This window comes from Paenibacillus sp. GCM10027628, from assembly GCF_042676385.1.
In the GTDB taxonomy this organism is placed as follows: domain Bacteria; phylum Bacillota; class Bacilli; order Paenibacillales; family NBRC-103111; genus Paenibacillus_E.
Map to the genome: position 1 here is coordinate 16,791 of NZ_JBHTHA010000036.1, position 20,907 is coordinate 37,697.

At 44.4% G+C, this 20,907-nt stretch carries 24 protein-coding genes; 6 read left to right on the forward strand and 18 right to left on the reverse strand.

The genetic code is table 11. From position 1 onward, the window contains the following. Positions 1 to 159 precede the first annotated feature (159 nt). Positions 160 to 459 (forward strand): hypothetical protein, encoded by a 300-nt coding sequence (locus ACFQZT_RS22895; RefSeq protein ID WP_379303475.1) that lies wholly within the window; start codon positions 160 to 162, stop codon positions 457 to 459. Here the strand turns inward: ACFQZT_RS22895 and ACFQZT_RS22900 are convergent. Continuing rightward, complete coding sequence (locus tag ACFQZT_RS22900; protein ID WP_379304185.1) at positions 440 to 1,117, reverse strand: HAD family hydrolase; 678 nt, start codon at positions 1,115 to 1,117, stop codon at positions 440 to 442. The genes ACFQZT_RS22895 and ACFQZT_RS22900 overlap by 20 nt on opposite strands. A 263-nt stretch (positions 1,118 to 1,380) precedes the next feature. On the opposite strand from ACFQZT_RS22900, the gene ACFQZT_RS22905 reads away from it, so the two are divergent. The 3 genes from ACFQZT_RS22905 (at position 1,381) to ACFQZT_RS22915 (ending at position 4,067) form a co-directional block, all read left to right on the forward strand. Further along, the gene (locus ACFQZT_RS22905; RefSeq protein WP_379303477.1) at positions 1,381 to 2,475 is read left to right on the forward strand and encodes a glycosyltransferase family 4 protein; all 1,095 of its coding nucleotides are present in this window, start codon (positions 1,381 to 1,383) and stop codon (positions 2,473 to 2,475) included. A 16-nt stretch (positions 2,476 to 2,491) separates the two neighbouring features. After that, on the forward strand, positions 2,492 to 3,268 hold the full coding sequence (locus ACFQZT_RS22910; protein WP_379303479.1) for a YheC/YheD family protein: 777 nt from the start codon (positions 2,492 to 2,494) through the stop codon (positions 3,266 to 3,268). A 121-nt stretch (positions 3,269 to 3,389) separates the two neighbouring features. After that, positions 3,390 to 4,067, forward strand: coding sequence for a phosphatase PAP2 family protein (locus ACFQZT_RS22915; protein ID WP_379303481.1), 678 nt, complete (start codon positions 3,390 to 3,392; stop codon positions 4,065 to 4,067). On the opposite strand, the gene ACFQZT_RS22920 is transcribed toward ACFQZT_RS22915, so the two are convergent. The 8 genes from ACFQZT_RS22920 to ACFQZT_RS22955 form a co-directional block, all read right to left on the reverse strand. Beyond that, on the reverse strand, positions 4,064 to 4,687 hold the full coding sequence (locus ACFQZT_RS22920) for a DedA family protein (protein ID WP_379303483.1): 624 nt from the start codon (positions 4,685 to 4,687) through the stop codon (positions 4,064 to 4,066). The two genes, ACFQZT_RS22915 and ACFQZT_RS22920, sit on opposite strands and share 4 nt — an antisense overlap. Positions 4,688 to 4,813: 126 nt before the next feature. Beyond that, positions 4,814 to 5,926, reverse strand: a complete 1,113-nt coding sequence (locus tag ACFQZT_RS22925) for an MGDG synthase family glycosyltransferase (RefSeq protein ID WP_379303485.1) — start codon at positions 5,924 to 5,926, stop codon at positions 4,814 to 4,816. 39 nt (positions 5,927 to 5,965) lie between these two features. Beyond that, positions 5,966 to 6,652 carry a response regulator transcription factor gene (locus ACFQZT_RS22930; RefSeq protein WP_379303487.1) on the reverse strand — a complete coding sequence of 229 codons (687 nt, stop codon included), beginning with the start codon at positions 6,650 to 6,652 and terminating at the stop codon, positions 5,966 to 5,968. Beyond that, entirely contained in the window at positions 6,649 to 8,127 is a 1,479-nt protein-coding gene (locus ACFQZT_RS22935; protein ID WP_379303489.1) for a sensor histidine kinase, read from the reverse strand. The genes ACFQZT_RS22930 and ACFQZT_RS22935 overlap by 4 nt, the downstream gene beginning before the upstream one ends. Before the next feature lie 15 nt (positions 8,128 to 8,142). After that, on the reverse strand, positions 8,143 to 8,889 hold the full coding sequence (locus tag ACFQZT_RS22940; RefSeq protein WP_379303491.1) for an ABC transporter permease: 747 nt from the start codon (positions 8,887 to 8,889) through the stop codon (positions 8,143 to 8,145). Then, a complete protein-coding gene (locus ACFQZT_RS22945; RefSeq protein WP_379303493.1) occupies positions 8,882 to 9,619 on the reverse strand; it encodes an ABC transporter ATP-binding protein in 738 nt (245 codons plus the stop codon). The genes ACFQZT_RS22940 and ACFQZT_RS22945 overlap by 8 nt, the downstream gene beginning before the upstream one ends. A gap of 105 nt (positions 9,620 to 9,724) precedes the next feature. Then, entirely contained in the window at positions 9,725 to 10,645 is a 921-nt protein-coding gene (locus ACFQZT_RS22950; RefSeq protein WP_379303495.1) for a hypothetical protein, read from the reverse strand. A 168-nt stretch (positions 10,646 to 10,813) separates the two neighbouring features. Further along, a complete protein-coding gene (locus ACFQZT_RS22955) occupies positions 10,814 to 11,017 on the reverse strand; it encodes a hypothetical protein (RefSeq protein WP_379303497.1) in 204 nt (67 codons plus the stop codon). Positions 11,018 to 11,192: 175 nt separating this feature from the next. Here ACFQZT_RS22955 and ACFQZT_RS22960 point away from each other — a divergent pair, with 175 nt between their 5' ends. Continuing rightward, the gene (locus tag ACFQZT_RS22960; RefSeq protein WP_379303499.1) at positions 11,193 to 11,888 is read left to right on the forward strand and encodes a response regulator transcription factor; all 696 of its coding nucleotides are present in this window, start codon (positions 11,193 to 11,195) and stop codon (positions 11,886 to 11,888) included. A 57-nt stretch (positions 11,889 to 11,945) separates the two neighbouring features. Here ACFQZT_RS22960 and ACFQZT_RS22965 read toward each other — a convergent pair whose 3' ends face one another. The 9 genes from ACFQZT_RS22965 to ACFQZT_RS23005 form a co-directional block, all read right to left on the reverse strand. Continuing rightward, positions 11,946 to 12,941 (reverse strand): alkaline phosphatase family protein, encoded by a 996-nt coding sequence (locus ACFQZT_RS22965; RefSeq protein ID WP_379303501.1) that lies wholly within the window; start codon positions 12,939 to 12,941, stop codon positions 11,946 to 11,948. Positions 12,942 to 12,963: 22 nt separating this feature from the next. Then, positions 12,964 to 13,569, reverse strand: a complete 606-nt coding sequence (locus ACFQZT_RS22970) for an undecaprenyl-diphosphatase (protein WP_379303503.1) — start codon at positions 13,567 to 13,569, stop codon at positions 12,964 to 12,966. Between the two features lie 97 nt (positions 13,570 to 13,666). Further along, positions 13,667 to 15,073 (reverse strand): HAMP domain-containing sensor histidine kinase, encoded by a 1,407-nt coding sequence (locus ACFQZT_RS22975; RefSeq protein ID WP_379303505.1) that lies wholly within the window; start codon positions 15,071 to 15,073, stop codon positions 13,667 to 13,669. Continuing rightward, on the reverse strand, positions 15,070 to 15,744 hold the full coding sequence (locus tag ACFQZT_RS22980; protein ID WP_379303507.1) for a response regulator transcription factor: 675 nt from the start codon (positions 15,742 to 15,744) through the stop codon (positions 15,070 to 15,072). The genes ACFQZT_RS22975 and ACFQZT_RS22980 overlap by 4 nt, the downstream gene beginning before the upstream one ends. A gap of 300 nt (positions 15,745 to 16,044) precedes the next feature. After that, entirely contained in the window at positions 16,045 to 16,620 is a 576-nt protein-coding gene (locus ACFQZT_RS22985) for a manganese efflux pump (protein WP_379303509.1), read from the reverse strand. Between the two features lie 88 nt (positions 16,621 to 16,708). Continuing rightward, complete coding sequence (gene rpiA / locus ACFQZT_RS22990) at positions 16,709 to 17,377, reverse strand: ribose-5-phosphate isomerase RpiA (RefSeq protein WP_379303511.1); 669 nt, start codon at positions 17,375 to 17,377, stop codon at positions 16,709 to 16,711. A 2-nt stretch (positions 17,378 to 17,379) separates the two neighbouring features. Then, positions 17,380 to 17,814, reverse strand: coding sequence for an NUDIX hydrolase (locus ACFQZT_RS22995; RefSeq protein ID WP_379303513.1), 435 nt, complete (start codon positions 17,812 to 17,814; stop codon positions 17,380 to 17,382). 20 nt (positions 17,815 to 17,834) lie between these two features. Further along, positions 17,835 to 18,221 carry a VOC family protein gene (locus ACFQZT_RS23000; protein WP_379303515.1) on the reverse strand — a complete coding sequence of 129 codons (387 nt, stop codon included), beginning with the start codon at positions 18,219 to 18,221 and terminating at the stop codon, positions 17,835 to 17,837. Positions 18,222 to 18,429: 208 nt separating this feature from the next. Then, positions 18,430 to 20,346, reverse strand: a complete 1,917-nt coding sequence (locus ACFQZT_RS23005) for a DUF2334 domain-containing protein (protein ID WP_379303517.1) — start codon at positions 20,344 to 20,346, stop codon at positions 18,430 to 18,432. A gap of 188 nt (positions 20,347 to 20,534) precedes the next feature. On the opposite strand from ACFQZT_RS23005, the gene ACFQZT_RS23010 reads away from it, so the two are divergent. Continuing rightward, positions 20,535 to 20,906 (forward strand): hypothetical protein, encoded by a 372-nt coding sequence (locus ACFQZT_RS23010; protein WP_379303519.1) that lies wholly within the window; start codon positions 20,535 to 20,537, stop codon positions 20,904 to 20,906. The last annotated feature ends 1 nt before the right edge of the window (position 20,907 follow it).

Genomic DNA, 20,907 nt, shown 5'->3' on the forward strand with positions numbered 1-20,907 from the left:
TTTATGAATATGGAACTTATCGATTTATATGATAAGAATTGGCGGCAACTCCTTTTTTAGAAAAGATACGAAAGAACGCAGCTTCCCCGGGCAGGGAGATCATACATCGTTTCGTGTTATAATAAGTAGGACATCATTAGTAAAGGAGAATCCCTCACAATGGCCTTCGGTATTCGGAGAGAAGAACTTATCTCATGGAAAGCGGCCGTAAGTCGCGGCGAGCTTGCTTTTCTGACCCATTATTGGCTGGATGAACGGTTTCCAGGTATCCGTACCGTGACGAAAGCGGGATGCTCGGATCTAGAGAGATTAGCGAAGTGGTGCGTTAATCATGGTCTGAATCCACAATACATTCATCATCGCCCGCCTTATCCCCACTATGACATTATAGGTCCAAAGCAAAAGGAAATTTTAATCAAAGAAGGTCAATGGGATCAGATTAATCGATTTCATCTTTGAGGTTTTCAAGTATTGATTTTATTTCGACTAAATCATCTATAATGCGATCCGGTTCAACTTCTATTGCGCCGTGATCATTCCGCTTCCATACCCCAATCGCGCCTGCGTTCATAGATGCCTTAACGTCGTTAATCGGATGATCCCCTACGAATATGCAGTTGGAAGCGTGGACTTTCAATCGATTGAATGCCCTCCTGAATATTTCTGGATCCGGTTTGCGAACCCCTTCTTCTTCTGAAATCAAGATTTCATCAAAATAACCCTCGATATGGAGTGAGCCCAAATTAGCCTGTTGGAATTTCGTAAAGCCGTTTGTGATCAAACCGATTTTGATATTCTGATTCCGCAGCCACTTCAGGACCTCTTCTGTGTTCGGGAATGCGACTGTGAATCTGGGGAAATGATCCAAATAGTCTTGAAGCAGTCCTTCCCAGGTTAATCCGACTGGCTCACACTCATGGATCAGCGCTTGATATACTTTATCTTTCCATACATAACCGTGGTTATCCAGCTCAATAAATCTATCGACAAAAATAGTCTTGGGAACATGGTTGAGTTTATCCAAGTAACGGTCATATTGGTCCTGAATAAATAATTTAAGTGAAGTATCCCGATCTAATAGCGTTCCATCTAAATCAAAAAGAACTGCCTGAATCATGGAGTCACGTAATGTCATCCTTCTCCTCCCTTTTTTACATAATGTCTATATCTACCAATTATAATCATTATAAAATAATAGATAAATATTCATTTTTATTTTGTTTACATAATTAATTTTATGTAATCTTTTGAAGCACCGATGCAACTGCCCAAAAATGAAAAAATTTTAATATTCGCCATAGACTTTGCTCCAAGTCCGTTTATCCGTGTTGAATATGATATTAGGACGACATGGATCAAACGAAAGGTGGACATTGCATAGTGCGTATATTAATCATCGCGCCGGAGCAAATTCCAGTCCCTCCTCCTGTTGGGGGTTCAGTGGAACATTGCATTTATCAGATCGCCAAACAAATATCGCCCAAACATTCGGTAACGATTGTCAGCCGTTTGCGTTCTACTCTTCCTAAGAAGAGCGTTCTTGGTCATGTAACCATAATTCGCGTACCCGGAGCTACGAAAAAAGCATATCTTTCAAACGTATTAAGCACGATACGAGGCCGGCATTTCGATGTGATTCAAATAGATAACCGTCCCCGCTTTGTTCATCCTGTTAAAAAGGTGTTCCCAAATACGCCAATCTCTGTCTTCTTACATTCTACAACGTTCATATCGCCTCCGATGACAACGATCAAACAGGCCGCGGCAGATCTAAGCGGCGCTGACCGAATTGTCGGAAACAGCCGATCCTTGCAAAATCATCTAAAAAAAACATTCCCTTCACAAAGCCATAAGGTTCGTTTCGTTCATCTCGGCGTTGATTTACACCAGTTCAAACCCCGGCAAAAACACAAAACGAACGGCCAACCGTTCGTCATTCTTTTCGCTGGCCGGCTAATCCCCCGTAAAGGTATTCCTGTATTAATGAAGGCTACGCAAATCGTTCGAAGATCCGTTCCCAATGCGAAGTTAGTGATCGCCGGAGGTACAGGGCGCCCCAACTACAAAGCGCATTTAAAACGTCTAGCCGCTTCATTACGTATTCCTGTGGCATTCAAAGGGTACGTACCGCGCAGCAAAATGCCGCAGTTTTACGCCTCTGGGGACTGCTTTGTATGTCCTTCCCAAGGCCATGAAGCATTTGGGCTTGTCAATGTGGAAGCGATGTCGTCCGGCATTCCTACCGTCGCTTCGCGCAATGGCGGCATCCCGGAAATTGTTCAACACGGGCGCAACGGGCTGTTAGTTACGAAATACCGCAGCCCCGAAGCTTTTGCCGCACAAATCTTGGTAATTGCGAAAAATAAAGAAAGAGCCAAGCAGCTCGCGAAGCAGGCTCGGCAAGATATGTTGCGAAGATTTAGTTGGAAATCGACGGCAAAGAAATTAACAGGCATTTATTCATCTAAATTTTAAAAGTTGAGGTGCTTAGATGAGAACAACCCGCTCCCGCACGCTGGGCAGTAAATGGACGAAAACAAAAATGCTCTTGTCGAATAAAGAATTAAGCCAATTTGTACCTGAGACAAGAATCTTTAACCATACCAATCTGCTCGCGATGCTCAAGAAATATAAGATGGTGTACGTAAAACCGGTTAACGGCACCTTTGGTCAAGGGGTTATACGGGTAGATAACGTGAGCGCAAAGATCTATCGTTATCGATCCGGTACAGTAACCCGGACCTTCGCGACCTATGACGATTTATTCAAAGCTTTAAACAAAGCCAAGATGAATCGAGCCTATTTAATTCAAAAAGGGATTCATTTGTTAACCTATCAGAAGCGGATATTTGACATTCGTATCATGGTTCAACAAAATCCGCAGCAGGAATTGGAAACAACCGGTTATATCGGTCGTGTCGCCCATCCCCATAAGATTGTCACCAACTTCCATAACAGCGGCAAGCCATTGCCTCTGGAATTATTGCTCAGCCCCTACCTCAATGAGTCTAGGAAGAAAGAATACATCAAGAAACTTAAAGGAATAGGCTACCAAATCGCCAAACAATTTCAAAAGTATCATCCAGGGTTTAAAGAAATCGGGGTTGATGTGGGGATCGACCAGAAGCTCAAGCCATGGATTCTTGAAGTGAACACGGCCCCGGATCCGTTTATTTTTAATCAATTGAAGGACAAACGCATGTTTTTCAAAGCGCTCCGGTATGCGCGATTGCATGGAAGGTTCATCCAAGCGAAGCGAAGAAAATGAAGTATGTTGTCTGAACATTCATGCGAATTGCTTTCTCATTCCGCATTATGTTAATTTTATATGAAGCTATCCGAGATGGATCATTGGAGGCTAAACATTCCACTACAGGTGATTGACGACCATGACTCCTAAACTTAAAGTAACCTTTGTTTTCGTACTCAGCATTCTTTCATTCCTTTGCTTCATCTTTGTCGCTTCACTTTTCAAAGGACCTTGGGTCGCGAAACTCGACAGCTCGATCATTTCCTCCATTCAAGGATCGGAGGCTCCGTGGCTCACAGCGGTGATGAAATGCTTCACATTTATTGGTTCCACCCCCATAGTCATTCTTCTTTCTATCGTTGCCATGGTTTTTCTGTATAAGGTATTACATCACCGATTGGAACTCACTTTTTTTGTGAGCATCATTGCCGGTACTGCAATTTTCAATCAAGTTCTCAAGCTAATCTTTCAGCGGCAGCGGCCCAGTCTGCACCGGCTCATTGAAGAGACCGGTTACAGCTTTCCAAGCGGGCACTCGATGGAAGCTTTTGCTCTCTATGCATCCCTTGCCTTCCTGCTTTGGCGACATATCTCGACTCGCCGCGGAAGAACGGCCGTTGTCATTTTTAGCGTTGCGATGATTCTTCTCATCGGAATAAGCCGCATTTATTTAGGCGTCCATTACCCCAGTGATGTTGTGGGTGCTTACTTCGCAAGCGGGTTTTGGTTTGCTTTATCCGTCTGGATTTTTCAGTGGTATAAAGAGTATCGAAATTACAAAAAGAAAGTACAAAATAAAACCTCCAATCGCATTTAATGCGGATTGGAGGTTTTGCTTTTTAATGAGTATGAGCGTTGCCGAAGAATGACTTTCAAACCCACAATTAGTGCGACTATGAGAATAGCAAGAACGATCCAAAGAGGATGATGAAGCTGCGCATAGTAATGATGCCACGCCTTGCCTAGTTTCTGCCCAATAAATACAAGGATCATGATCCAGGCCAGTGCCCCTGCGCTCGCGATTCCTATGAATTTAAGGAAGCGCATTTTAATGGCTCCAGCGATAAATGGCGATGCATGTCGAAGACCTGTTACATAATAACCAACCAACAGCAAGAGTGATCCGTACTTCCGGAATTGATCGGCCCACTTGTCTAATTTACTTTCCGGAAGGTGAATCCACTTCGTCAAATAGCTAATCCGTTTCAATCCGATTTTTCGTCCAAGATAATAGTTGAAGATCATCCCCATACAGGCGCCAATCCATGCAAAACTGATTAACCATCCAAAATGAAGATTTGTCTTAAGCGCCAGAGTACCGGCACTAAGCAATATGATTTCAACAGGGATCGGTATCCCCACAATACCTATGAAGAGCAGCAAGAACACCGCTGCGTACCCGTATTGAGCAATAAAGAGTAGAAAAGAATGTCCCACTGTATGCCACCTGCCTTTGTATCTTAAGAATACCATATATAAAGTCAAGGTGCATGAGTAGATGATGAGAAAAAGAATGATCTTTCTATGCAACATCCCCTGAACATTCAGGCGGTGATTTGAAGTCTAGATGGATAGCGAAACAGGTTGATTAATGTGATGAATAATATCCGTTACAATATGTACGCTTGCTTGTCTTTTTTGCATGCCCAGCATGCGCGTTCTCACTTCATCATGCAAGCTGGGATGCTCGAGTAATCGTATGATGCTGTTCGTCAAGTCTTGTATACTATCGGAGATCGAGGCGACACCGCGGCTGGAAAGATATTTGGCATTCTCTCTTTCTTGTCCCGCGTATGGTTTATAAATATAAATAGGGAGCTGTATGGCTATCGCTTCCGATAACGTAAGGCCTCCTGCTTTCGTAATAATGCAAGTTGCAGCTGACATGATTTCATGCAAATTGTTAACAAACCCAAGAATGTTTAAATGCGGTTGATTCGGAAAATGGGATTCCAGCTTGAGTTTCAGCTTCTCATTTCGCCCGCAAACGACGATTACTTGACAATTGTCAATGGTAATCAGTGATTCCAGCAAATCTTCGGTATAGCTTGAGGCCCCCTGATCGGAGGCCATAACCAGTATCTTTTTTCGATGCTGTTTCTTGAAGTTCGGTAATTCCATAAACTCATTGCGCACTGGGATCCCGCTGACTTCCACACGATCTCTCGGGAATCCCTTGAAGACAATTTGCTGCTTCAGCTCTTCCGTAGCCACATAATATTTATCAACGGCTGGATGCAGCCAAGTGGCGTGCAGTGCAAAATCCGTTAGCACGGTATAATTATTTATGCCCATGGAACTGCAAATTTCCGGTGATGCGCCAAAAGGGAACGTATTTACGACAGCGTCAGGACGCCCTTCATGAAGGATTTCCTTTAGCTTCTTCTTGCCAAGAGCCGTCATCGAGCGTTGAAATAAAGCGGTCCGCTTCGTTTCCCTCGTTAAATAATAGCTCCACCCGTAATAATCCAGTCCCATTCGGGATATTTGCGTACTTTTGTTCACAAGGGAAGTCGTAACCATATTGATAAACGGGTGACCCTCTTTCATGAGATCGACGACTTTCACTTGTTCCACACCTTGCTTGAAAAATTGCTGCTGCAAAGCTTGCGAAGCTTGGATATGCCCATTGCCATAGCTTGCCGTTAGAATTAAAATGCGTGGATCGCTATTCATGATCAAGGCAGCCTCCTTGCCATTAATTAGATGAGTTACTCATAACCGAAAGCGATAGCCTGCTCCCCAGACAGTTTCGATGTACTCGGATTTAGAGGTATCCACTTCAATTTTCTCCCGCAGTTTACGAATATGAACCGTGACGGTTTGAGAATCCCCAAGCGCATCGATTCCCCATATTCGCTCGAAAAGGTGATCTTTACTAAATACCCGATTCGGATTCATTGCCAGGAAATAAAGCAAATCAAATTCTTTGGTGGTTAGCGAAATCTCTTGCTCATGCAGAAAAACTCTGCGCGAGCCGTAATCAATGAGGAGTCCGCGTATACGGATGATTTCCTTATTCTCTTTCTCCCCGATGAGTCGTTCATACCGGGCTAGATGCGCCTTAACACGCGCTACTAATTCTCCAGGTTTGAATGGCTTTGTGATATAGTCATCAGCACCGAGTCCCAATCCTTTGATGACGTCAATATCTTCTTTTTTTGCAGTCACCATTAGGATCGGTATGTTATGCTTCTCACGTATTTGTTTGCATACCTCAAAACCGCTAATGATAGGAAGCATCAGATCTAGGATGATCAAATCATACTCCCCGCTCATGCCAAGTTTCAAGCCTTGCTCCCCATCTATGGCGATATCGACTTTGAAGCCGCTGACTTCCAAGTAATCTCGCTCCAATTCCGCAATGAGCTGTTCGTCTTCTACGATCAGGATATTCTTCATCTGTCATCACCATCTTCATTCGTTCTAAGCGGCAAGGTGATACTGATGCATGTTCCTTCACCCTTTTTGCTGCTTGCTCGTATCGTACCGTCATGGCCTTCGATTATTTGTTTCGAAATGGCTAGACCCAGTCCGCTTCCGCCGGTATCGCTGTTTCTCGAAGGATCAGCGCGATAGAAACGATCGAAAATAAGCGGGAGCGCATCCGCGCTAATACCTTGACCGTTGTCCTTGATCTCGATGACGACATGGTGGCCGGATCTGTAGGCTCGCAGATCGATTTGTTTCTCCGGTTTATTCATATATTTCATACAATTGTCCATTATGTTGGAGAATACGCGTTTGATTTTATCCCGGTCGATCGATATATAGGTTTGCTGTTCGAACGCGATATCTGACGTATAATGAACGCCGTGTTTTCCAAGCTCAAAGTCAAGTTCATCGGACCAATCCAGCAAAAAAGCACGTAAATCAACAATTTCAAAGTTAAACGGCAGCCGTTTCAAATCCAGCTTTGAATACAGAAATAATTCGTCGATCAGATGATCCATCTCTTCGGCTTTGGATGAGATGATCTCGATATACTTTTGCCTTTTCTCGGGTGTATCTGCAATGCCGTCGCCAATCCCGTCCACATAGCCCCTGATCGCAGTCAGCGGTGTTCTTAAATCGTGGGAGATGTTAGAGACAAGTTCTTTGCGGTTTTCTTCATACTGCATCTGGGTTTGAATGGATTCCTGCAATTGCTTGCGCATCTGCTCAAAAGCCTGACTAAGTTGTCCTATTTCATCTTTATTCGTAATCTCTACCTGAAAGTCCAAATCGCCTAATTTCAATCTCCTCATTGCATGTTTCAGTTTCTGTAAAGGCGTTATAATGCTTCTCGAAACAAAATAAGTGAGCAGCGAATGTGTGAGTATCAGGATAATTAATAAGGTGATAAATAAAATGGGAAAAAACTTTTGCGCGAAATTAACCAGCGGATTTACCGTGGTGACCACAAGCACACTTCCCGGTTGATGGTCTGAATTCATATAATCAAAATGGACCACTTCAAACAGTTGATTGCCGTATCGCTTAGGCTCTTCTTTCTCGATATGACCGGGATGATCGCTTGCCGGCAGCTGATTGAACATCTCCTTGTTTTGAAAGGATGGCGATACATAGGCTATAACATTATTCTTACGTACAATCAGATCGGATTTATTCGTTTGAAGCTCCTGGTTCATATCAGCAAGATACCCCGGATCGGATAAGATCGCCGGATTGGTTTCCGCGGTACGTTTCATTTCTTTCACAAGCCGCTCCACATTGTGGTTCTCGAACAAGCCGCTGTTTGATCCGTATTGGTCGCGGATGCTTTGAAAATCGCCTCGAAAGACGACAACGAGGAGCGCGGCAGTTATGATCATCATCACAAGAGGAATGATGAGCATGGCGGCATACGAAAGCAGTAATTTTAGACGAATAGACATGCCAACATCCCTTTATTAGACTTCTTTACGATCAAATTTATAGTAGCCAAGTACAAAAAATAAGATGCAGCTGGAGAGTAAGAACAATGTCGACGTCAATAGTTTACCGGAAGAAACCGTAGAACTTAGCCATAACATGTGCCAATCAGTATAAGCTGTCGGTGAAAATGCCGAGAAAGCACTGGACAGGAAAGGCGCTATTTTCGCCGCGGCATAGAACACGATGGCGAAAACCATAAAGCCGCTGGCGCTTTTAAAAAACTGGGCGACAAATATAAAGACGGAAGCAATCGCGAGCATGGAAATAAACGCTGCAAAATATGCTTTTAGCATACTTATTCCTTCGGCAAAGCTTACCGCAGTCCCTGCAAACAGATTACAAAAAAATGTAATAATTCCAAGAACAATGAGCAAAACTGCTATCCCTGTTCCGATTGCCGCTACCTTTGCTCCAAATACCTGGTAACGTGTATTCGGCCTTAACAAGGCTAATTTCAAAGTCCGGGATGCCACTTCATTGGGAAATAAATCGGCTGTAAGGGTCAGAATAAACAGCGGGATCCAAATGCCTGTATAAATCGACAGCATCTCAATAGGAAATGAAGGGCTGACGGCTAGCAAACCAAGAATCGGTTGCAGAGCGTTCAGAGAAACAGCCAGCAATATCGGAAGAATAGCTGAGAAAACGGCAAACATAAGCACTTTCTTTCGATAAAAGAGCAGATAAAGCTCGTTGATATAACCCGCTTTCCACCTATGCACGCTCTAATCCCTCCTTCGTAAGTTGTAGTTCATCGATATAAAATTGTTCAAGCGATTGATTATTTTGCAGCAATTCGGACACATAGCCTTCCCGCTTCAATTGCCCATTGACAACGACGCCAACCCGGTTGCAGAGCTGTTCCAGTTCATGAATCATATGGCTCGAGATGATGAATGACGTGCCCTTTTGCTCGGAAAGCTGCTTAACCACTTTACGGAACAAAACGGTCCCTTCGATATCCAGACCATTCGTAGGCTCATCCAGGATGACGAACTTCGGTTCCGGCAAAACTGCGGCTGCGAGAGCTAGCTTTTGTTTCATGCCGGTCGAGAACCCTTTAATCTTCTCTTTTCGAACTTTTTGGAGGCCGACGATGTCCAAAAGCTCATCAATCCGTTTATCTGGGATTCCGGGGTAAAACCGGGCTACAAGCTGCAGGTACTGCTGAGCGCTTAAAAAGTCGTGAAAATCTGCCGATTCAATCATACAGCCGACATGCTGCATACCTTGCTCGAAATGTTCGGCGATATTGGCGCCAAATAGATGGACCGTTCCCTGATCGGGACGAATTAAACCCGTTATCAGCTTCAGAAAGGTTGTTTTCCCTGCCCCATTAGGCCCAAGCAAACCATAGATGTCCCCTTCATGTAGTTGCAAGCTGATATCACGGATTCCCCTCTCCTTGCCGTAAAGTTTACTAAGATTGTTTGTTTCTAGAATGGGCTTCAACTAACATTCCTCCTCTTCATTGGTTTTCACAGGAAAAGGTATACCATAATAAGCAGCAGATAGGCTTTCAAAAGAAAACCTATCTGCGTCTTGTTTTGGATCTACTTACTCATTTTGTCCGTTTTTCTTGCCTTCGTGTCCATGTTTCAATTGTTGAACGGTTTTGCCAGTCAGATCGATGGTATCCGGTGTCGTGCTGTTGAAACCGGACAGATCGGCTTGTACATGGATCGTAACTTGGTGAGCGGTGCCGTTATCGTCTTTACCGGAGACAGTTAAGTCGGCTTCTTGATGTTCCAGGTAGTTAGCTGCATTAACAGTCGCTTTGATCGCTACTTTTTCAATTTTAATATCTTGCGTCAGTTGAGGCGCGGCTTCTTTCAGAACATCTTTTTGGAACGGAATTTCATTCGGTTTATTGCCATCCTGTTTCTCGCCGTCATTCTCCTGTTTCGTTGCTTCTTTGATGGCAATAGGCGCGATCGCGTTCACAACTGCTGGGAGCTGCGCATTGTCGAGCTGCACGGAAATTTCTTTGGATCCGTCCGTTTGGGTATTTACATTCACATAATCTTTCAAGTTACCCACTAATGCGTCTATGACCGTTTCCACTTGTTGAGGGATTTGTCCGTCAGTAGATTCCGTTGCTTTCTTGTGCTTCTCTTGGCCCTCTTGTTTCACATAGTAAGTATCGCTTGCGCTTGATTTCAATATAGTTTGATTGTTTTGCTTAAAGAAGCTCAATGATTGCTTTGTACCATTTGCGGTAATATCAGCGCTTCCGCTTGCCGTTTTAGCAGCTACGCTCACTTTAAAATTCCCGGTTGCATTGGCAAGAACGTTGCCATTGTCTTGAAGGGATGCAGCAGCTTGTACGGCTACGTTTTGAACCGTTTTTGTGTTTTTCAGCGCAGACTTATATGCATCATAGCCCGATGTACTGGCCAGTGCACTAAACCCGGTAGTAACCATCACAATACTGCTAATTCCAACAGCGCTTCCTAGCATTAACCATTTCTTCTTCATTGTTTCCTCCTAAAATGATATAAATTTGATTACATAATCATCATAGGCGCCAAAAATGAAACGCTTGTGAACCAATTCTTAAAAATTTCTTAAATGTTCACCCGCCGTCGTAAATATAAAGAACAGTAAAAACACCCGTTCGACAGGCGACCGAGTGTTTTCAGAATGCTATAACGCATCAATTTGTTCTTCCTCAACTTTTTTCAGATGCGTTTCTTTTATTGAGATCATGATTAGAGTATATTCACCGAATGCAAGAATCCGCTCACGGTAGGACGATGGAAATCCAGGACCGTCAATATCTAATGTATCATCCAGCTCATTATACCAGGGCAGCAGGTTATGCTTAATGACCAGCGTGTCTTTTTTCACTTCTATCCACCTCTAGATTGTCAATTGTCTATGATTCCTATTAGTTTAGTATATGTACAACTTGGAAGTAGGAATTAGACTTATTCAGGGATGGCAAACGAACATCTTTTGTTGGCACGCATAAGATATAGGAGCGCTTCTAACCATTATCCTACCTGCGAATTGGGTGCTGTTGATGCCAAATAGAATCCTTGTCGTTGAAGATGAGGCAAAAATAGCTAGACTGCTGCAATTAGAGCTCACGAATGCCGGGTATATCGTCGAGTTAGCCTTCGATGGTGCAGATGGACTGCGGAGCGCCACGCAAAGCTTATGGGATCTTATTCTGCTCGATATTTCACTTCCCATCTACAATGGGTTTGATTTGATTAAATCGATCAGATCCGCCCATATCGAAACACCCATTATCGTGGTGTCTGCCCGTAGTACCACTTCGGATATTGTGAATGGACTTGATCTGGGTGTACAGGATTATGTTACCAAGCCTTTTCACATGGAGGAATTGCTTGCTCGGATACGTGCCTGCCTTCGTCAACAAAGCGGTGGAACTGAAGTCAGACCTCAGCAGCCGACGGCCTTTACGATACAAGAAACTACATTGAATCTAAGAACTAGAGAAGTCATGCAGAGCGGCAATAAAATTGATTTTTCGCCCAAAGAATTTGAACTGCTGCTTTATTTAATCGAACATCGAGGTGAAATTCTGAGTCGCGAGCAAATTATGAAAGATGTATGGGGATACGGCTTTCTTGGAAATTCCAATCTCGTGGATGTGTATATCCGTTATGTGAGGAAAAAATGGCTTGTTCCGAATCTCCGTATCCGAACCGTCCGAGGTGTCGGTTATTGTCTTGAGGTCCATGAAAAGTGAATGAAAAACCTCCCATTTCATCGTCTGAAATGGGAGGTTTTTCGACTGCTATTCGCCTTAGGATTTCCAGATCGCCTGGATCGACGCCACATCTTCTGCACTGCCCGTATAGGGCAGTTTATATAGGTCCTCTAACGTACGCAGTACGTTAGAATGTGTGATCCGCTGGTCGTAATGTGCAGCTTTAACCATCGGACCCACAAAAATCGTCGGGATATGATTATCCTTGGAAGAATCATCCTCATCCCAGGTAAGTATGAACAGACTATTGTGGCTTTGCGCCCAATCGATATAGGACCCCATATGTTTCTTCAGCCATTCGTCGGCTGATTGAATCGTTCCATCGTGCATATCATGGTCCATGTTAGGGATCACGAACGAAACGGTTGGCAACTTGCTGTAATCGCTTGGAAAGCTTTCTAGCGGCATATTGGCTTCCTTAGGCACATTGGTAAAGTTTACCCAAGGGCTGTGTTTGCGGCCGTACTGTTTATGTGTACAAGCAGTGGAGCCCACGGATGGCAAGTCCTCTGAATAGCCGCCAAACGTATAGCCTGCTGATAGCAGCTCGCTAGCCAAATTTGGTGCCTTGAACGTATGTCCGCAGGAATCGTCCTTAACCCCTTGATTAGAACCGGAGAAAAGGACTAAGTAATTGGGCTGGCTGGGATGCGTAACAGCGTAGGATTGCGTAAAGAACGCTCCCCGCCCAGCTAACGCATTCATATACGGAGCCGAAGCATTTCCGATGATTTTTTCATAGGAATGATTTTCTTCCACAACGATGACGACATGATCGGGCCTTAAGGTCGCAGAGGAATCTTTAGGTGCCTCCGCCTTGCTCGCAGGAGAACTAGGCTGAGGCGTAGGAGCCGGAACCGTTGTTTGAACGGAAGGATTTGCAGGAGCGGAAGTTGAAGCAGCTGCAGCTGCCGTCGCCGTTGGTTGGGGACTCTGAGAAGTGGTTACAGACTGCCCCTCATTTCCGCTGTTCGGATGCGAACATGCTGTTAGAACGAGAAGAAATGATATAAAGAAATATTTGCTTCGCAAATAAATTCACATCCATCTTTAACTAATTAAAACGTTTCTGTGTGTTCGGCCAAACTTTCGCTTCCAATTTTTCATAAACATCGATACATGCATCTCTTAGTTTTTGTACCTGCTTGGAACGAGCGATTAGCTGATGTACGATCGCCGCGGCCAACATCCCGATTACGGCTCCTGCGATGACGTCCGTCGGATAATGAACTCCGGTCCAGACCCGGGATAAAGCAATACAAGCCGCTAAACCAAACCAAACTTTCCCGTCATTTCTGCGGAATAACCAAATCGAAGTCGCGATCACGAAGGCGCCTATCGCATGATCGCTTGGGAAGGAAGCATTAGCGGGGTGCGCAATCAATTGCAAGACGGTGTGGCTGACAAATGGCCGGTCCCGGTAAAAGAAATGGCCCACCAGTCCACTCATCAGCAAACCGACGCATGCGGAAACGAGTGCCTCTGCGACCATTTTCCGATTCGCCTCTCTTCTTGTAAACCAATAGACGGCAATACCTAAGTAGAATAAGTATTCCGCATCCTGCGCAAAAAAACGCATAAGCGGATTCAAGAACGAAACACTCACACCCAAGTGATTAATGATTTGAAACAGTTGATAGTCTAGCTGTCCGATACTCATTTTCATCATCCTTTATATGTTTCTCACTCGTGCCGAGCGATTTACAATTACCTTACATCGCTAACATGAAAAACAAATGAGAAAAGGAAATGAAAATTTAACAAATCGGCAGCTTGATTGTCACTTTGGTACCCTGATTCTCTGCACTGCTGATCAACATCTCGCCATGGTAGTTGTGTACGATCTGCTTCGCAATGGATAAGCCGAGTCCCGTTCCACCGATTTCCCGATTTCGGGCTTTGTCCACGCGATAGAAACGATCGAATACATAAGGCAAATCTTCATGAGGAATTCCTATCCCTTGATCTTGGACAGAAATGAGCACGTGCTTATTTTCAAGATGAGCTTGTACGACAATCCTCTTATGCTCAACCGAATATTTAACGGCGTTATCCAGGACAATGAGCAGTACTTGTTCCAAATGGAGGGGGTTTATCTCGATATCGACGCCGCTAATCTCAGCAGTTTCCACTTGGTAGACAAAGTCAGGGTGGATATTTTCCACACGCTCGACCGTTTGGATGAGCACAGGTTCAAGTGAAACAGGCTCATTATTTACCCATAATCGCGGGGATTCTACTTTGGTAAGTGTCAGCAGCTCTTGCACGATACCTTTCAACCGCCGTACTTCCAGCAGCGAGGCTTCTAACGATTCATTCAATACGGCAGGATCCGCCTTTCCCCATCGATTCAGTAAGGACAAGTGACCTTCCATGATCGTTATCGGCGTCCGCAATTCATGAGAAGCATCTTCGACGAATTGCTTTTGTTGGCGAAAGGAACCTTCAAGTTGGTTCATCAGATCGTTAAAAAGCTCCGCAAGACTGGATAATTCATCCCCATTCTCAATATTGGCAACACGTTCGCGGAGCCCTTTCTGCTTCACGCTTCGGATCGCTGAATCCAGCGCCCGGATCGGCCGCATGAATTGCCTGGCCAGAGCTAATCCGCTAATTGCGCTTATACCAACAGCCAACATGCCCCCGATAATCATAACCCAGAACAAGGTTTGATTAAAATGATCGAAAGTCTCTAAATTGCTTGCAATCTCTATCGTTCCATGCAACGTTGGCGAATTGACAGGGCCTCTTAGAATGAGAATGTGATCTTCGCCATGAGACGTATCCAACAATTGCTGCGTATCCACATGCTGAGGCACGATCCAGTCGGCATCAAATTGATTTGTAGCTACCAGCAAGGGAACTCCTTGCGGATCATTGAATCGAATCATTTCATTGTCCCCTACCAATTTATCCATGTACGATTGCGTTTCGGCAGTTTGCAATGAAACAGCGGCACTTGCCTTATCCAGTAAATACTCTTGAAATTGCCCCATCGTCCGTTGAATGGCGCTCTTCTCTTGATTCAACATCCAATATCTCAAGACTAAATATTGAGCAAAATTGTAGGAAGCAAATAAAAGAAAAATAAGCACTGTAGCGCCCAACATGAGCTTCCATTTGATGCGCATGCGTTTAACTGTCATCGATATCCGTTCGATCATCGCATCACGTATCCGATCCCGCGAACCGTTTGAATGATGCTCTCTTCTCCGGGATTGTCGAGCTTATTTCGCAAATATCTGACGTAGACATCGACAACATTCGTCTCAACAATAGAATCATACCCCCAAACCTGATCCAGCAGCATATCCCTTGTCAGCACCAAGTTAGGATGTCTCATGAAAACGACAACAAGGTCAAATTCTCTCCTCGTAAGTTCCACGCTCTGGTTGTCCTTATGTACGATTCTGGCATCTACATCGACCCTTATATGGCGAAATGACAATATGGCATGAGGTACGCTCTCTGCCATTTCAACTCTGCGAAACAATGCACGCATCCGGGCCAACAGCTCTTCGATGTCAAAAGGCTTAGCGATATAGTCATCAGCTCCGCTGTCTAAGCCGGAAACTCGATCCAAAAGATTATCTCTGGCCGTTAACATAATGATCGGAGTTTTCTTAACAGCCCGAATGCGTCTGCATACCTCAATGCCACTAAGATAAGGAAGCATAACATCTAGCAAAACCAGATCCCAATCTTGTCCCAGCGCAAGCTCCAAACCGCTCTGTCCATCATAGGCGGCTTGTACAAAAAAAGCTTCGTGCTCCAATTCGAGCTGAATAAACCGGACTAAACTTTTCTCATCCTCGATTACTAATATTCGCTTCATCTCGATCTCCTTTTCATGTGGCCCCGTCCCATTATAAAACAAAAAAATGAGAAATGGATGAGGAAACGTCACATGCCGTGCCAGCAAATCTTTTACTACTTAGTTTGAATCAATGGAGATCCACCTATACTTGTGTTAGTTCTGTTCAGGCCCGGTACCACCAACCCATCTTTATTCGCTATCATACCGTATGTCTAATCCAACCGAATCAACACGGTTTCAGCCCAGTGGTTTCAATGAGAATATAGTCATAAAATAAACAAGAGACAACCATGGATAATTGGCTGTCTCTTATTCGTTTTATACGAACAATTCATAAACTCCGATGGCGATCAGCAGCATACCGCCAATGGCATTTGAAAACTTACCGAACCAGGTCTTGGCAATTCGAGCGCCTACTTTCACACCAAGGCCAATCGTAACGATGGAAAAGAAACCTACCGACAATGCAGCCGCCCATGGCGAAATCCCGCTGATACCGGCGCCGAATCCGCTGGCTATACAATTAAGAGCCAGCGCCATGCCCAATGCAAAAGATTCACGAATTGAAATCACATTGTTCCTGTCAACATCAGCTTCGCTCGGATTCGCTAGTAAGGAACGACTTCCTTTGGTTCCGATTTCCGATTTCATTCCCCAAACGCCTATAGCAATAATCATGACACCACCGATATCATTGGCAATATGAGGAGGAATGAAGGAAGACACTAACTCCCCCAGTGTCATTGACAAGTACGCACAGATCATGGATAGCGCCGCAATCATCAAATTTGAGCCTATCGGAATTCGGGTTGCTCGAGAACCATAGGCGACCCCTATGCCTAAATTATCTAAATTCGATGCAATGCCTATCCCTATAATTGACCACCAATGCATATCTGCTCCTCCTTAATTACAACGGACTCAACAATCTAAGATATGCCTTGAAAGTCAACTAGGTTCATGCCTATTTGTGAAAAAGTGTCTACATGTCCTTCACCTTGATCGCCCCATTGTTATAGCCTATCACAATTTTGTTTGCCATCTGTGCAAATAATCCGTTCTCAACAACGCCTGGAATCGTATTAATTTCTTTCGAGAGCTTCTCGGGATTTAAGATGCGTTCAAACGTGCAGTCGACGATGAGATTCCCGTTATCGGTTATAAATTCTTTTCCGTCTTTGACGCGAATTTTAGGGCGGCACTTCAATTTTTTAAGCTGATTAATGGTCAATGTTGCAGCAAAAGGAACGATTTCAACAGGCAAAGGAAAATGGCCGAGATGCTCGACTTCTTTGGATTCGTCGACGATGACAATAAACTGTTTGCTATTCGCCGCCAGAATCTTTTCCCGAAGCAAGGCCCCTCCCCCGCCTTTGATTAAGTTACCGTTTCGGTCAACCTCATCAGCTCCGTCGATGGTAATATCAATGAACGCCAAGTCATCAAAAGCGATCATCGGAATCCCCAATTGCTGTGCCATTTCTTCAGAATTTCTGGAGCTTGCCACCGCCTGAACGGCCAAACCTTCCTTTACCTTTTGAGCGATCCGCTGAATCGCCCAGTACGAAGTTGAACCCGTGCCTAATCCGACGATCATGCCGTCTTTGAGGAATTCAACAGCCTTTTCACCAGCCAATTGTTTAGGATTCATGTCTACCAGCCCATACTTTCAAACCAGACTCCGTTGTTGCGTTCCTTCAAAACAGCCATTCTAATGTAAGAAATCATGTTCTCAGGCAGTTCGTTCACGTTAAACCAACTCAATTCCTCGCACTTCTCGGGCTCCATATTGATAATCTGACCTTCCCAAGCATGTACGTTCAAAAAAAAGTCGACCCACTCCGAATTCGTATTCTTCCGGTGAATAATCCCGACCACCTCGAGATCATCAGGCTTGATGTCCACTCCGGACTCTTCCTTTGCTTCGCGAATTGCAGCGGCTTTTACCTCTTCCCCGCCATCCATTCTTCCAGCGACAACGCTCCATTTACCGTCTTCGAATCCGGTATTTTTCCTTTTCAACAGCAATACTTCGTTATCCCTGTAAAATAATAAATGAACAGAACCGTATAAAATAGGTGTTTTCAAAAAACTTGCCTCCTTGATGTTTAGTCCGTTAAATAATTAGAAATTTCAATCAGATTCATATCGGGGTCTCGGATATATACGGATTGAATCAGCCCTAATGCCCCGGTTCTCCTAACAGGACCTTCCTCGATATGTACATTTAATGCGTTCAAATGCTGAATGACCTCTTCAATCGGAGTTTGTGTAATGAGACAATAATCAGCCGAGCCGGGTACCGGAGTCTTAGCCTTTGGTTCGAACTCCTTTCCCGCTTCGTGCAAATTAATTTTCTGCTCGCCAAAAAGCAGCGCTTTTCGACCGTTCCCGAATTCAACAACTTCCATATAGAGAACGGTTTTGTAGAAATCGATCGTATGATCGATATTTTTTACAGTTAGCACGAAATGATCCAAGCGCTCGATTTTCATGACTTCCTACCTCTTTTTTCGATCCCGAAGATTATTTTCAAGGCATCAAAAACACTGTTCTATTACAATTAATTTTAACGCTTCTGGCTCCAGGTTCAAATCCGCAACAAATTTAGATCAACTCGCAGGTACAGACTCAAAGGAAAAAGTAGACCTTGGAGGTAAAGAAATTCCGATGGTCTACTTTTTTTCGCATGGAATATATAAGCTACTCATCCCTACTCTGATACGATAGCGCAATATCCATGTTCGCATCCTCTTTGCCAATCAAAGCTATATCCTGTTCCCCGTTTCCGTCAAAATCAGCAACAACCAACCGGCTGTTCGCTTGCCCCCATGGACCAAAGACAGAAAGCAGTTTATATTCATTTTCCCCGGTTTGATGATAGACCCGAGAGGTAAGATTTTTGGCGTCCCACCGCAAAATGTCTTCTTTGCCATCTCCGTTAAAATCTCCAAACCGGATGTCACCGAGTTCAGCCGGAATATTGAATGCGACTTTCTTCACTTTCCATTGCAGTCCATCCCGATCCCAATCGAGCTGCACCCCTTGGGACGAATCCGTTTTTGAAAGGAACAAGCTCTGTCTGCCTTCTTTTTTCAAATCTCTAACGATCAACTCTCTGGCTGCATCGGATTTGAAAGTATACGGCTTGATGGCTTTGGCAACGCCATTGTGCAAATAAATGCCCAGCAGCTGTGTCCGATCCTGCGATTGGCCGGCAAGTACGCAATCCCCGCCAGGCTGTCGAAGTTCAAACACATCCAACCACCGATTCGCGGGAATCGTCCACCTGTGATTCAAAACAAAGCGGCTCCCGTTCGAAAAGTAACTTTCCAGCTTACCGGTCGGTTGAACGACCCAAAGCCCTTTTTTTCCGTCACCATTCGTATTATTAAGCGTAAAAGCGGCACCGTCGGCCTTGTTCATTGTCGTCCAAACTTTCGGTGCAGGCTGGGACTCGTTTCGCAGCTCTTTAAAATGCCCTTCAATGACGGAAACATTGCCCGTTTTCTTCTCCCACGTCACGAGATCTGCTTCCCCGCGGCCGGTCACATCACCGATTTGCACATTTGGATCTTTATCATTGCCTACCTTGACACGGTGCGCCGGGGTAAATGGAACGTAGTCATGTATATTATAGAAGGCGTATCCTTTTGCTTCGATTTGAGCAATAAGCTTCTGCAGGTTACTTTTATTCCCCTCTGCATATTGGTACTCGGGCAAGCCGTCCCGGATCACGGTATTTCCTGAACGGTCGACAACCGGCGTCAAATGGCTAAATTCCAGAAAAGGATGGTAAAAAAACGAATTCACCCGATTGGTCTTCCCGATTTGGTTCAAGATGACCTTCTCATCTCTGTTGCCTGGAATATAGGTTAGCGGTGTTGGCACATAAACCGCTCCTAAACTAGGCGCGCCATATCCCTTGTTCAGATCATTATTGTACTGGGCAGCGGCAGGATTGGGGTTAAGCGCAATTTGCGGCTGATACATAAGACCAAAATAGGATTGAAATACATGATCCTGTCCAGGATTCGTATGATAATGCGGAGCCTCCCAGAAATGTGGAAGAAATCCGGCCTGATGAAAAATGCGAATACCTTCGTTCACGCGTTGATCGGCAAATAAAGCCGTAGCTGTTTCATCCATGCCAGGAATGTTGAATTCATTGCCAATGCCTGAGGCATGGTGCCCATCTTCACGAATAACATCGCCAACCTGGTGTGTATACCCATGCATCCCTAACGTTGCTCCTGCACCCACAGCCTGATGAAGCAGCATGTTAAAGGATTGTACATACGAATCACCCATCTGATCCAAAGATCGATCATAACGTATTCCGTCGGAAGATATATTGATCCATCTCGGAACGACAGCCATGCTGAAACGGACATGACGATCATGCAAAAACTCGAATACCGCCCTTAATTTCCCTAATCCTTCCGAGGAACCATAATAGCCGCCGGGGCCGATATCCTCTAGGCGTATCATCACAAAGCGCGGATTGTTATCGGCGCCTTCAACCGTCATCATTCGACAAAGACCTACAAACAAGCTGAAAGAAATGATGCAGGGAATCAGATATGTCATCCATTTATGTTTTTGCAGGTAAACCCGCATATGGTAAAGCTCCCCTCAAGATGATCGATCCTATTGGCTTTGTTTTACTATATCTTCCCGGTTTTGTCCATATCAATATCTTACAAAATAAATCGGTAATTCGACATCGGTTATCGCGGTTTGACTCCATAGGTTTGAAGTGCTACAATTCAAACAAATTTGGTTTCAAACCGTGAATGGAGGAGGTTGTGCTGCCTCATTTTACGCGAAGACACGTTTGGATGTTATGGATTTGGATTACGCTCGGTTTGTTTGTTTTTCCGTTAACGCCGCCTATATCTCAGCACTTTCCTGCGGATGTTGAAATATTAGTCGAATCGAACACGACACAGGTCTTAAGCCATCAAGAAACCTTGCCTAGTAAAGAAACAATATTCACAAATGAAAACAACATACACTGGTACGACGATTTTCATAAAGAATATTTCATTACGGTATTTGTCGTCTTCATCCTTTTTCTCGATTCAGATGTTCGGGAATTATTGAAAGGAACTCTGCTTGCTTTTCGCAAATTCACCTCATTGTACGTAGGCCTCATTCATTCATCCATGTTGAATTAAT